The organism is Oceanobacillus manasiensis (genome assembly GCF_000724085.1).
Lineage (GTDB): Bacteria > Bacillota > Bacilli > Bacillales > Amphibacillaceae > Oceanobacillus_B > Oceanobacillus_B manasiensis.
This window is the reverse complement of the sequence record NZ_CCDL010000001.1, coordinates 1,653,616-1,666,815: the sequence shown is the minus strand read 5'-3', so window position 1 is coordinate 1,666,815 and position 13,200 is coordinate 1,653,616. Positions and strand designations below refer to the sequence as shown.

General features: G+C 39.7%; 16 protein-coding genes. 1 reads left to right on the top strand and 15 read right to left on the bottom strand.

Annotated elements, in window-relative coordinates; translation table 11 throughout:
* Positions 1-44: 44 nt before the first annotated feature.
* The 13 genes from csrA to BN985_RS08115 form a co-directional block, all read right to left on the bottom strand.
* Complete coding sequence (gene csrA / locus BN985_RS08175; protein WP_042222453.1) at positions 45-272, bottom strand: carbon storage regulator CsrA; 228 nt, start codon at positions 270-272, stop codon at positions 45-47.
* A 2-nt stretch (positions 273-274) separates the two neighbouring features.
* Positions 275-724 carry a flagellar assembly protein FliW gene (gene fliW, locus BN985_RS08170; protein WP_042222451.1) on the bottom strand — a complete coding sequence of 150 codons (450 nt, stop codon included), beginning with the start codon at positions 722-724 and terminating at the stop codon, positions 275-277.
* Between the two features lie 17 nt (positions 725-741).
* Positions 742-1,299, bottom strand: coding sequence for a DUF6470 family protein (locus BN985_RS08165; protein ID WP_042222449.1), 558 nt, complete (start codon positions 1,297-1,299; stop codon positions 742-744).
* A 96-nt stretch (positions 1,300-1,395) separates the two neighbouring features.
* A complete protein-coding gene (flgL, locus tag BN985_RS08160) occupies positions 1,396-2,268 on the bottom strand; it encodes a flagellar hook-associated protein FlgL (protein WP_042222447.1) in 873 nt (290 codons plus the stop codon).
* 9 nt (positions 2,269-2,277) lie between these two features.
* A complete protein-coding gene (gene flgK / locus BN985_RS08155; RefSeq protein ID WP_084157480.1) occupies positions 2,278-3,810 on the bottom strand; it encodes a flagellar hook-associated protein FlgK in 1,533 nt (510 codons plus the stop codon).
* 23 nt (positions 3,811-3,833) lie between these two features.
* Complete coding sequence (locus BN985_RS08150; protein WP_042222443.1) at positions 3,834-4,322, bottom strand: flagellar protein FlgN; 489 nt, start codon at positions 4,320-4,322, stop codon at positions 3,834-3,836.
* Positions 4,323-4,352: 30 nt separating this feature from the next.
* Complete coding sequence (gene flgM, locus BN985_RS08145; protein ID WP_042222441.1) at positions 4,353-4,613, bottom strand: flagellar biosynthesis anti-sigma factor FlgM; 261 nt, start codon at positions 4,611-4,613, stop codon at positions 4,353-4,355.
* A gap of 102 nt (positions 4,614-4,715) precedes the next feature.
* Positions 4,716-5,129 carry a TIGR03826 family flagellar region protein gene (locus BN985_RS08140; RefSeq protein WP_042222439.1) on the bottom strand — a complete coding sequence of 138 codons (414 nt, stop codon included), beginning with the start codon at positions 5,127-5,129 and terminating at the stop codon, positions 4,716-4,718.
* Between the two features lie 42 nt (positions 5,130-5,171).
* A complete protein-coding gene (locus tag BN985_RS08135) occupies positions 5,172-5,846 on the bottom strand; it encodes a ComF family protein (RefSeq protein ID WP_052360647.1) in 675 nt (224 codons plus the stop codon).
* The gene (locus BN985_RS08130) at positions 5,846-7,258 is read right to left on the bottom strand and encodes a DEAD/DEAH box helicase (RefSeq protein WP_232225558.1); all 1,413 of its coding nucleotides are present in this window, start codon (positions 7,256-7,258) and stop codon (positions 5,846-5,848) included. Before BN985_RS08130 ends, BN985_RS08135 begins: the two co-directional genes overlap by 1 nt.
* Before the next feature lie 116 nt (positions 7,259-7,374).
* Positions 7,375-8,217, bottom strand: a complete 843-nt coding sequence (locus BN985_RS08125; RefSeq protein ID WP_042222437.1) for a DegV family protein — start codon at positions 8,215-8,217, stop codon at positions 7,375-7,377.
* A 300-nt stretch (positions 8,218-8,517) separates the two neighbouring features.
* Positions 8,518-9,213: a response regulator gene (locus tag BN985_RS08120; protein WP_042222436.1), complete on the bottom strand. Its 696-nt coding sequence runs from the start codon at positions 9,211-9,213 to the stop codon at positions 8,518-8,520.
* A 100-nt stretch (positions 9,214-9,313) separates the two neighbouring features.
* Positions 9,314-10,453 (bottom strand): sensor histidine kinase, encoded by a 1,140-nt coding sequence (locus BN985_RS08115; RefSeq protein WP_042222434.1) that lies wholly within the window; start codon positions 10,451-10,453, stop codon positions 9,314-9,316.
* A 172-nt stretch (positions 10,454-10,625) separates the two neighbouring features.
* Between BN985_RS08115 and BN985_RS08110 the strand changes: the two genes are divergently transcribed.
* Positions 10,626-11,264 (top strand): YigZ family protein, encoded by a 639-nt coding sequence (locus BN985_RS08110; RefSeq protein ID WP_042222432.1) that lies wholly within the window; start codon positions 10,626-10,628, stop codon positions 11,262-11,264.
* Between the two features lie 36 nt (positions 11,265-11,300).
* Here BN985_RS08110 and nagB read toward each other — a convergent pair whose 3' ends face one another.
* Positions 11,301-12,026, bottom strand: a complete 726-nt coding sequence (nagB, locus tag BN985_RS08105) for a glucosamine-6-phosphate deaminase (RefSeq protein ID WP_042222430.1) — start codon at positions 12,024-12,026, stop codon at positions 11,301-11,303.
* Between the two features lie 3 nt (positions 12,027-12,029).
* Entirely contained in the window at positions 12,030-13,193 is a 1,164-nt protein-coding gene (nagA, locus tag BN985_RS08100; RefSeq protein WP_156960100.1) for an N-acetylglucosamine-6-phosphate deacetylase, read from the bottom strand.
* Between the last annotated feature and the right edge of the window lie 7 nt (positions 13,194-13,200).

Below are 13,200 nucleotides of genomic sequence, written 5' to 3'. Positions count from 1 at the left end.
ATATCGGCTAAGATGGATTAAAAGTAAAGCAGAATAAAAAACTTCTACTCTTTATCTGGATTTTTTAATAGTTGCAATAAGTCCTCTGTTACATTTAATGCCTCATTGTTTTGCTGTTTCGTGTCTATGTATAGCTCTTTGCGGTAAATATCTACTGATCCTGGTGCCTCTATCCCAATCTTTACCTGATCGCCTTCAATGCCGAGAATTTTAATTTCAATCTCTTCGCCTATTTGGATGGACTCATTTCTTTTTCGTCTAAGTACCAGCATTGTTATTCCCCTTTCACTTCCAGTGGATTCTCAGGAACAATGGGAGCCGTTGTAGAATATTCATCGATCGCTACGATATATTGCTTGCCTCGTTTACTTCTTGAATTAATGACCAGTGGGGATTTTAAGTTTAATGTACTTTTTTGAAATGGACTTTTTAACGTCACAATAGAAAATAATAGAACATCGTTTTCCGACTCTATCTGCAGACTCTCAATAATGGTATCATCCAGTTTAATCGTATAATCCGGGTATACGGTATGCGGGCTTGTTACAACAAAGGCCACGTCCTTTGTCTCGACAGATTGTAGAATCTGAAATGCAGGATTATCCGCTAACTCCATTAATATAAAATGTTTTTCATCTATAAAGCCAGGAATACCTGATGCAAAATGAATCAGTCGCTGTTCATCTATCTCAACTTCTCCTAAGTATTTCGTTGGGATTTTCAAAAAAATCTTCCTTTCGTTTACAGGTTAACAAAATCAATTTCTAATGACGGTAGCTGTTTCAACCCTGTTTCCACCTTACCTGGAATATAGCTTATTTCCGGTTTATTTGACTTGGCTTCGATTATCGGTTCATTGGCTTTCACCGAGATATCTAGTTGAGATGGTTGATAGCTTGTTTTCACACTAAATGCTGAAGGGATAAAAGTCAGTCCGAGCGATTTCAATGGCTCCTCAGAATTGGTCTTTGCTTGCGTTATAATTGGGTTCCCGCCGTTTTCAATCTTCATCAGGGCTGTACCCTGTTGAGCGCGACGTGCCATTCCTTCTTTAACCGCTGCAAGGCCTTCCTGTGCATAACGATCATTTCGTTTAAAAATATGCATGAGGTTCATATCCTCCCATGCTTTCGTTTGGTCTATCATTAATTTAGAGGGCGTTGTCTTCATCGTCATCTGTGCAGCTGGTTGCTGAATACTTAGATCTGCTTTCGGCTGCCTGATCTCTTGCCTAGCCGGCGTTTGCTGTATTTGAATTTTTGCCATTTGCGATTGCATCCTGATTTGAGGTAATTTCAACTCATTCCACCACCTAGTTTTTAACGAGCCATTTCAGCCCTCTCTTAACAAATAAATAAACCCTGCGCCCTTTTCTGGGTCAGGGTTTATGTTTAACTACCGCAGGAAATCAACCAATGAAGGTTGAATAATTCTGGATCCAGCAGACAATGCTGCTCGATGTAAGCTTTCTTGGGTAATCAATTCTGTTATGGCTTTTTCATAATCCACATCTTCATTATCAGCCATCGTTTTCGTTGCGACAATTTCTTGTTCACTCAGTCTGTTCTCAACAAGCTCTAGTCGATTCATTCGTGCCCCAAGGTCCGCACGAGCATTAATGATATTATCAATCCCACCCTGAAGTTTCTCTATATTGCCTTCGATCGCTTCCTGATCGTTATTTCCAAGGTCTTCGATAAACGAATCAATGTTTGCAAACAGGTTGTCCCCGAACACGTCCTCTGGGTTTACGTTAGCTTGTAGCTTTGTGCCACCAGCCACATCAATTAAAACGGGGCTTGTACTGGAAGGAGCAAATTCGTCAGCCTCATTAACAGGAGGCGTCTCTGTATCTGTCCCATTAAAAATATACTTCCCATTTACACTAGTGTTCGCAATATCCATCATATGTTTTTTCAACTGTTCTACTTCCTTCATGATATTTTCACGCTCAGAAGCATCATATGTATCATTGCTTGCCTGTACAGCTAGTTCACGTAACTTTTGCATTGTTTGTGTTGCTTTATCAAGTGCTGAATCCGTATTATCCATCCAGTTATGAACTTCACTTGTATTACGTTTATATTGTTCAATTTGCTTGAGCTCTGTCCGATAGCCCATTCCCTTCATTGCAATAACAGGATCATCAGAAGGGCGGTTTATTTTTTTGCCTGTACTAACTTGATCCATCAATGTATCCATTTTTGAATAGCTGGATGTTAGATTACGAAGCATATTATTAGATAACATTCCTTGTGTTATTCGCATCTATTCTCCCTACCTTCCTACTAACCCCATATTGTTAATCACACGATCAATCATCTCATCAATTGTTGTCATGCTTCTGGCTGCAGCACTATAAGCATGCTGGAATTTAATCATATTGGACATTTCCTCATCAAGCGAAACGGAGCTCACTGACATACGCTGATTTTCTACCTGAGAGCGAAGCACATTTGCATTATTCGTCATTCTACTTGCTTCCTGTGCCTTTACACCCATCTCACCTATTAAAGACTGATAAAAGGTATTAACAGATGTATTCTCCCCAAGCGGGTCGTCTGCTAACGATGTATCATTAAATACCTCTGCTAGCTTCGAAGCATTGCCGCCATTTCCTGTATTACCTGTTTCATCACCTGGTGCAGCTGCAATAAGATCAGGTTCATCCAGAACGTCTTGGTTTACTTTTAGCCCCTCTGCTGTACCAACAAGGCCATCTTTAAATTCAAAGAAATCTACGCCTGCTTTACCGTCAAGATCCTTACCTGAGCGATGCACTTTATTGAACGCATCCGCAAAAGTCTTCGCCATTTTATCAAGGTCTGTCAGCATATCTGTATATGTTCCAGAAACGCCGTCTTCCGCCTCATAACCATATGCATCAATTAGCCCTTTGATAGAACCATTCGACGACATAATGGAGTTACCACCAGCAGTTAGACCAGTTACCGCAGCTGTATTATCATCTGCGTAAGCCACACTGATTTCATTTACTGCACCAGGGTTGCCTGCATTGGTGCCGTCAACAAGTTTGACAGGTGGGTTAAGTGCTTTCCCTTTGTTATCAACAACTTCAATGCTTGCAAGCCCAGCCGCTATATCGGGCGAGCTTTCGGAACTCTTGTCATAGCTAACCTTGATGTTCATCATGCCAGAAAGCTTGTCTACTAATCTGTCTCGTTCATCATAAAGATCATTGGGTAGATAGCCATGTGGTTCTAATGCACCTATCTGTGCATTTACTCCATCGATTTGTCTTAGCAACGAGTTAGCATCACTTACAGATACACCAATCTGTGTTTTCAGATCTGTTCGAATGGAGCTTAATGACTCAGATAAATAGTTAAATGTCTCAGCCACAGCGCGGCCGCGTTCTACTACAACCGATCTCGCACCAGAATTTTCAGGTGTTGTTGCCAAATCCTGAAGTGATTGCCAGAAGCTATCCATCGTCTTAGATAAGCCACTATCTGATGGTTCGTTCATAATACCTTCCATTCTCACATAAGAACTGGAAAGCGATTCCCAATAACCCGTTTTGCTGTTTTCTGAACGGTATTGGTAGTCTAAAAAACTATCTCTCACTCTTTCTACAGATCCAGCTTGTACACCTGTCCCGAGCTGACCAGGGATTTCTGGACGATTCCTCGACCCAGCAGGAAAAGGATTCATCGTTTCGAAATTAACCCGTTGTCTGGAGTATCCTTCTGTATTTGCATTTGAAATATTGTGGCCTGTTGTATATAGCGCTGACTGTTGCGTGAAAAGCGCTTGCTTGGCCATTTCCAATCCATGAAATGTGCTCATCATTTTACTCCTTTATTCTTAAATTAAGCCTTTGAATCAAATACCGATCGTTTGGCAGCAGAAGATGCTGCCTTCCCTTCTCCATAATTCATGTTTTTAAGTGAGGGGTTTATTAAGTCAAGTGAAAGCTGAACAAATTGCATGGACTGGCTAATTAATGCCTGATTTAACTGCTCTTGCTGCTTTAATTTGGTAATTGTTTCGGTTAGCGAAATGGCAAGGTCAGTTAATTCTGCTTTCACTTCATTATCATCCAAATGTTCTAATAAGGAAGTAATAGAAGCATCGGTAATGGCCGGATGCTCGTTCACATAAGTTTCTACTACTTCGATACGCAAAGCCTCCGCTTTTTCCAGCTCACGAATCCGCTTTTTCTCTTTTACAAGAATCGCTTGTAGTTTCTCTACTTTACCTTCTTTGATAACTTCTGTTTTTTCTCGGGAGATTTCTAGTAAAGCTTCATGAAGCTTTACTAGACTATTTAATGCCTCTTGCACATTTTGAATTGCCATGGTGTGGTCCTCCCTGTTTATCCGAAACATCTATTTACCTGCCCAAAAATCGATCATTTTTTGAGCTGTCTTTTCTGCATCGACTTTATATTCCCCTGCATCTACTGCTTTTTTTATGTTTTGTATATACTCCGCACGTTCGGGGCTCGTTTTTCCGCCCTCCTGAAGCTGTTTAGCTTGGTTGGAAATCTCCAGTTGATCCTGCTTCGTTTCTTTCTTTATTTCCGTATGCTTTTGCAGGTGACTTTTATAAGGATTAAAGTTCGTTTGATTAGGTCCATTAATCTTCATGGCTTTCACACCTCTTTACTGAAATATACTTCTATTTTAAATTCACTGGTATCATACTCTTGTTCATTATATCGGTATTATTTTTCATTTCTAAAGGATAAATTACGATTTATCAAATAAATAGTACGTTCTACTTGGTTCATTTGACTCATCTTTTTGTTCAACAGATCTAGTTTTTTCAAATCTCTTTAAATCATCTTTTAACTCTTTCACACATTTTTCACAAAGTTCCCCTTGTACGATCGGCTCCCCACATTTGGTACATGGATAAGCAAGTTTAGGAAATTGTGATGTTCTCAGCCTTTTTTGTTTTACAAATTTCAGGATCAGCATTTGCTCGACTCCAGTTGCTTCCACAACTTCCTGGAGTGTTGCTTCTCTATTTTTTCGTTCACGTAAAAAGCGATAAACCGTGTCAAATGCAGCTTCTTCTTCTTTAAAGCAGTTCTGGCATATATCCCGCATTCCTTTTACAAATACCGCATCACAGCGAGAACAGTTTGCTAATTCAGCCATTTTTCTTTCTCCTTTAATTCTATAATAATAACACCGCAGTGACTACCCTCTGATTAAGGTATAAGAACTAACCTTTGGGCAACCATTTTGTCGTAATAGCTCTGCTGCATGTCTTAAAGTTGTACCTGTCGTATATATATCATCGACCAAAATTGCGGGTTTGTTAAGTGTTTCTGTCATGATAAATGGATTCTTTCCTGCAATTCTTTGCTTCCTTGATTTTTTTGATTGCTTTTCACTATCTGTTCGTGTAAGAAGGTTCTTCGATTGAATTGGTAATTGTCTCGCCAAGGCTTCTGCCTGGTTAAACCCTCTTTCGGCTAACCTTGCATCACTTAGTGGAATAGGGACGAGAACGGTATCTTTATACTTACCAAATTCTTTTCTAAACGCTTCAAGGAAAGCCTCCTCGAATACTTTCTTTAGAACATAATCCCCACGATATTTCCATTTCGCAATAATTTCCTTCATAAAAGCATTGTACACATAGATAGAATGATTTTTTGCCAAGACCTCTCGTTTTTGGGTAGACCACCACTGACAATCGGAACATATCTGCTCGGCTGACTTTCTACTACATTTTTCACATCGACTTCCTGTTATCCGCTCTAGTTTCCCTTCACACTCTTCACAAAGTGTAAGGGAACGTGGTGGCAGCATAAGATTGCCCCAGTTAACAGATGAGATAATTTCCTGGTCACACCATAAACAATACATTATACAAAACCTCCTCGTCTGTTCATGTCCCGAATAGAAGCAGCTGCTTCTACCATGGCATCTGTCTTTCCATCATGAAATAACAACACTTCACCATGTGGATCATCTGGACTCCTGCCAGCTCTTCCCGCAATTTGCACAATTGCTGCCTGATCAAACACCTGATGCCCGGCATCCAGGATCACCACATCTACAGATGGAAATGTCACACCACGCTCTAAGATAGTCGTAGTTACGAGCACAAACAATTCCCGATTTCGATAAGCTTTCACTTTTTCTTCTCTTTCAGCATCTGAAGCATGCACGGCACTTGCCTGTTGTTTTGTTTGAATGACATTATTTTCTAGTAAGAAGTTGGTAAGTGGCTTTTGTAAGTGGTCAGCTAAATTAATTGTAGGAACGAAAATAAGGATTTGACGTTGGGTCTTTTCACGAGTTAGGAGCCATTTTAAGAAAGCTTTAGGGAGTTGCTTGCTTTTCAATTGTCGCTTAAGGTTAATAACTTGTTTCGTCTTTGGAACAGGAAGGGGATAGCCATGAAAGCGACGGGGGACAAAAATGTGGGGCAAGTTGTTTTTACGAAGACGTTTTAATTGTTGTTTTCTAGGCGTTGCTGTTAGGTAGATCGTCGTACCGCTAGGTTTAACCGCCCGTTTTGTAGCAAAGGATAATGAAGGATCAGCATGATAAGGGAAGGCATCGACTTCATCAATTATCATGACGTGAAAAGCTTGCTTAAATCGAAGTAACTGATGTGTGGTGGACAATATAAGCTGTGCCGAACCTGTTTTGTCATTGCTCCCCCCATAAAGCGCCTGAACTGTCACTTCCTCAAAAGCCTGCTGAATTCGAGGCTTTAGTTCACGGACAACGTCAGCCCTCGGTGTAGCAAGGCAAATTCTTTTGCCCTGTTGCAATGCAATCGTAATAGCAGGAAATAACATCTCTGTTTTCCCTGCCCCACAGACCGCCCAAGATAATAACTCTTTTTCTTCAGCTTGTATGGCTGTCGCAATACGATCTGCTGCGTGCTGTTGCGCATCTGTCAGAGTTCCCTTCCAACTACAAGGGTTCACATAAATTGGCCAATGTGGTGTTTGGTCAGCCCACTCATAGAGCATACTGCAGGTACTTACTCTTCCCATTGCAATACACTTACGACAATATCTATGTGCTTTGCCACAACGACTACATGGATAGCGAGGCAGTAGATGCTTGGCAGTATTCCCGCATCGATTACATTGCAGAGTGAAATGCTTCTTAGAAAATGGGGAGACAGTACGGAAGATCTCTTGCTTTAAAGCTTGTGAAAAGTGGGCTTCAGAGAGAGGAATTTCGTGACGGAGTAATAATTTACCGGCAAATAGTTTCGCAAGATCCATTTCTTTCTGCCGGTGTTGCGGAACAATCATCATACCAAATCCTTTCTTTAATAAGAAGGCAACCTAATAAGCGGTGGAAAATACGGGCACTTCTTAAAATGCCAAGCATTTTCCGGATCGCTAATAGTATTTATACGTAAAGGACACTATTTTACATACCAACCAACACCAATGGCGCCTTCCCCTAGATGGGTACCAATAACAGGCCCAAAATAACTAATGGACGTATCCATATTCGGATACTTTTCCAAAAACGATTGCTGTAACTCTAATGCTGCTTCTTCGTTATTTCCATGAATGAAGACAATGCGTAGCTCGTTTCCTTTCACTGCATCTTCTTCCACCATACCCATTATGCGGGAAATAGCTTTCTTACGGGTTCGGATTTTTTCAAAAGGAACGATTACTTTATCAACAAAGTGAAGTACTGGCTTAACTTGTAGCAGGCTTCCAACAATTGCCTGTGCGCCATTTAGCCTTCCACCACGTTGTAAATTTGTCAGATCATCTACCATAAAATAGGCAATCATCGACTGTTTCATGTGATGCAGTCGATTCATGATCTCTTCTGGCGATTTATCCTGTTTCGCCATTTCCGCTGCCTCTAGTGCATAAAAGCCTTGTGGCATACAGCTCAATTCTGAATCAAATGCGTAAACTTCAATATTATCCACCATTTCACCAGCACTAACAACTGTTTGGTATGTACCACTAATACCACTAGAAAGATGGACTGAAATGACCGCATCATACTCTTCAGCCAACTGTTCCAATTTTTCTGTTATATAACCAATAGACGGTTGAGAGGTCTTTGGCAATGTTTTCGTTGTTTTTATTTTTTGGTAAAATGCCTCTGTGGTAATATCTAATTCTTCTCTAAACGATCCATCTTCAAAAACAACACTAAGTGGAACCATATGTATGTTATGCTGTTCGCGGATATCGCTAGGAATGTATGCTGTACTGTCTGTCATAACAGCAACCTTCATGACTACCTTCTCCTTTTTTATCACAATTTAAGGTATATTACATAAGTATTTAATAGCTTTAGTAGAATGATGATTAAGATACTATTATTTTACAACAATCGCTAAGAAAAAGCACCAGTTAGTTTTATAAAGAGAAAGCACTTGGGTCTACCTGTAATAATTGCTGTATTCCAATAATTTAGCGAATAGAAATAAAAAAACACTCCGGCTTAGAATCCGGAGTGCTCGCTATAGGTAGAATAGCTATAAAAGGATAAAACATTGTGGCAGGAACAAATATATTTAGGGAGTAGGACTTTACTAGATTACCTCTACCCAGCCTTTGCGAATTGCAGAAACAACAGCTTGCGTACGATCATTTACATTCATTTTCTGTAAGATGTTACTAACATGGTTTTTTACTGTTTTTTCACTGATGTATAATGTTTCTGCTACCGCACGATTGCTCTTTCCATCTGCCAAAAGTTGTAACACCTGACATTCTCTCTTTGTAAGTAAATGCAGTGGCTTACGGTATTCAATTCCATTTTCCGTCATATTGGAATTGTTTTCCTTCGCAAGTCTCCGGTATTCCAAAACAAGATTGTGGGTAACTTTAGGATGTAAATAAGAACCGCCTTCCGTTACCACTTTAATTGCTTCTATTAAAGCATCAGAGTCCATCTCTTTCAGTAGATATCCCTGGGCTCCTGTTTTCAAAGCATGAGTCACATAACTTTCGTCATCATGAATAGATAAAATGATTACACTTGTGTTTGGGAAATAGCGAACGAGATCGGCTGTAGCTTGTACACCGTTCATGTTCGGCATATTAATATCCATCAAGACTACATCGGGTTCGTTTTCTTTCACTAGTTTAGAAGCAACAGACCCGTCATCCCCTTCTGCTACAACATCGAAGGATGGTTCAAAATCTAGAATTCGTTTTACACCTTCTCGAAATAATTTATGATCATCAATTAATACAATCTTAATTTGTTTTTCCGTCGTGTTCATATTTTGTTCCTCCAGGTTCTTTTTCTATATTTACCCTATTACAATGGAAATGATAGATTGAGAGTCGTATATTTATTACATATCTATAACTAGTATAACCTTAGCTCGGCGTATAAGGAACTTTTATTAGAATTGATGTTCCATTGCCGATATTAGAATTGATCTCCAGCTTCCCTTCTAGCATTTCTACTCTTTCTCGCATTCCAATTAATCCAAAGGACTTGTCTCGCTTCATTGAAGTGTCAAAACCTTTTCCGTTGTCTTTAATTAACATCGTTAAGTTCTGCTTACATATCTCCAACTTAACCTGTATCACCGTTGCTTCGGAGTGTTTCACTGCATTCTGTACTGCTTCTTGGACGAGTCGGAAAAAAGCTACCTCGTATTTCGTATTCAACCGCTTTTCTTCCCCAATTGAAGCAAATTCTATTTTCATGTTATTGTAATCAGCGATTGTCGCAACATACTTTCTGATTGTAGGGATAAGACCGAGATCATCCAAAGCCATTGGTCGCAGGTCATAAATAATACGTCGGACTTCATATAGAGATGAGCGAATCATCTTTCGAATGTCTTTAATTTCTTTTAGTGCTTGGTCCACATCATTCTGACGAAAAATACGATCCACCAATTCAGATCGCAGCAATATGTTGGCAAGCATTTGGGCTGGTCCATCGTGAATTTCTCTAGAGATTTTTCTTCTTTCATCTTCTTGAGCTTCGATGATCTTTAAACCAAACTGTTGTTTTTCTTTCGCTTCCTCAATCATTTCGTTCACTTGTCTGAAGTCATCATGTAAGTAGTTAAGGATAACCGATATCTTCCCTGCTAATCCCTCCGCCCTGTCTATCGTTTGGCTTAAGGATATTAAGCGTCGTTCGAGATCATCGCGTTTTTCTCTTAAAGCACTCTCTTCTTGACGAAGCATTGCTAGCTTTGTTTGCATGGCATGCGTATTTTCATAGACTTCACGAATTTCGTTTTCTGAATACCTATCAAAATACCTGCTTACCTCTGCAAGCCTTTGTCTGGAAAATCTTACTTTTTGTTCAAGTTGGTCTCCATCCTCGATATGCTGGGCGACTTTGTGCTTTGTATCCTTTAATTCACGGACGAGGTGTTCATGCTCACTACGCGCTTCTTCACTAATATTAAAAATCTCGTCCTTGCTGTTTTCAACTACCTCAATCATTTCATTTATAATATAATCGAGTGCTGTTTCACTTATCTTTTGTGCCATCGTCTCCCACCAACCTATGTTATAATTATACGTATATATTCAAAATTTTTATAGGGTCTTTTCTCATGCATCTTACAATTTTTCAAACCCGACTTCCTACCTATGTACATAAATGTGCATTATAGAAAGGTTTTACACTCATATCATCTCTGTTAAGGAGGCTAATTGCAACATGCTAGCAACTTATTTTACAGTAAAACAACCTGCAATTGAAGAAATAACCATACAAAAGTCACGGTTTATTGGCCATGTAGCTAGAGTAGAAACAGAAGAAGCAGCTCAACAGTTTATCCAGGAGATTAAAAAGAAACACAATACAGCAACACACAATTGCTCTGCTTATATGATTGGCGAACATGATCAAATTCAAAAAGCAAACGATGACGGTGAGCCGAGTGGTACAGCCGGTGTTCCCATGCTTGAAGTATTAAAAAAGAAAGGACTAAAGGATACCGTTATTGTGGTGACACGATACTTTGGTGGTATAAAACTGGGCGCTGGTGGGTTAATCCGTGCTTATGGTAATGCTACGACAGAAGCTCTCCGTGGCAGCGGTATTGTCCAGAGACAATTAATGCAAGGCATCTCTGTTACAGTGGATTACACCCTGCTTGGAAAACTGGAAAATGTTTTGCGGCAATCGGAATATGTCCTAGAAACTATCAACTATTTAGAAAAGGTAGAGTTTGTTGTCTTTGTAAAAACAGGTGAAGAAGATCAATTTCAGAATTGGATTATTGACCTTACAAGCGATCAAGCTACACTAATACAAACAGAAAAGAAATATATGGAGATAGATGTTGCAATATAGCGAACAACTATCTCCATAATCAGATTTCTGTAATGTCTATAATAAGGACAAGGCAGCCTTATCACCAACGACGGTAACATGTGGATGCTTTTGCAGGATTGATGCTGGGAATTCTTCAGAGATTTCCCCTTCTAGCATTCTGGATACTGCTTCTGCCTTTTTCTCTCCTGATACAAGCAGAAGAATTTCCTTACTATCCATTATTGTGTCAACCCCCATGGTGATGGCCTGTTCTGGAACTTCCTCCAAGCTATCAAAGAAGCGAGCATTTGCTGTTCTTGTAGATTCTGCCAAATCGATTATATGGGTCCTGCTTGAAAAATTAGTTCCTGGTTCATTAAAGCCGATATGGCCATTTAATCCGATTCCTAATACCTGTATATCGATCCCGCCTGCCTGTTTAATTCTAGCTTCATAATCAATGCACTCTTGATCCAAGTCTGCTGAAGCGCCATTAGGCAAATAGGTGTTTGCTAAATCAATGTCAATATGGCTAAACAAATTCTCGCGCATATAGTAATCGTAGCTTTGTTTATTTTGTTTCGTTAATCCAACATATTCATCTAAATTAAACGTCTTCACATTTTGGAACGAGACGTTATCTTGTTTATACTGCTCGATCAATTGTTTATATAATCCTTCTGGTGTAGAACCTGTGGCTAAGCCAAGCACAGGACTTTCCAGTTGTTTTACTTTTTCCATAATAATAGAACATGCAACCATGCTCATATCCTGGTAATTTTCTACTGTTTTTAATTGCATCTATTATTCCTCCCTAAACGCTACTTCCCCGCGACAAATAGTTGAAGCGATTTGAAGCTCGCGATCAACTAACAACAGGTCAGCATCCTTTCCTACTGTTATACTACCCTTACGTTCATAAATGCCAAGCTGTTTTGCTGGGTTTACAGAAGCCATTTCAATTACATCCCGTAGAGTTACCCCATTTAGATCTAGCATTCGTTTTACGCCATCACGCATTTTAAGGATACTGCCTGCCAAGGTTCCATCTTCTAGAACTGCACGGTCTTCTGTTACCTCAACAGGTTGACCTCCAAGCTCATATTGACCCTTTTGCAAGCATTTAGCGCGCATAGAATCGGTAATAAGCAACAGTCGTTTACTCCCCATTGTTTGATATATCAATTTCAGCATTTCCTCACTCACATGAATACCATCCGCAATCAACTCTGCTCTTAAGTCTTGGAGCATAAAGGCAGCTCCCACAGTCCCAATATCCCGATGATGTAAGCCAGTCATGGCATTACATAAATGCGTAACCTGTCTAACACCATGGGATACTGCTTGTTTCATATCTGAAAAATTTGAGTCTGTATGGCCTGCTGATACATTTATACCTCGATCATATAAGTGCTTAATAAATGTTCCCTCTGGATCGTGTTCTGGAGCCATCGTGATAGTCCTAATTTTGTTTCCCGATAGTTGCTGCCACTTTTCAAACAGGTCAATGTTAGGCTCGCTTATATATTTATGAGGCTGTGCTCCTGCCTTGGCCTTTTCGATAAACGGCCCTTCCAGGTGAACGCCAATCACCTCAGCTTGTCCCGGTTTATTATGATAAGAAGCTATTGCCTGTAGTGCTTTTTCAATATTTTCTGGTGCTTGCGTTATCGTTGTTGCAAGAAAGCTGGTGGTACCTTCTCTTGGTAGAACTGATGCTATACTGTCAAGTGCTGCATCACTGGCATCCATTACATCTGCTCCATTAGCACCATGAATATGTCCATCAATAAATCCAGGAATCACTATTTTTCCTTTTCCATCCAAAATATATACTTCTTCAGGAAGGGACTCTAATTTTCCAATCTTAGCGATCTTCCCATCTTCTATAAAAAGTGCGCTATCTTCGAGAAGTGTATTTTCTGAAAAAACACTAACATTTTTTATGTAAATTGATTTTGTTTGCAATCATTTC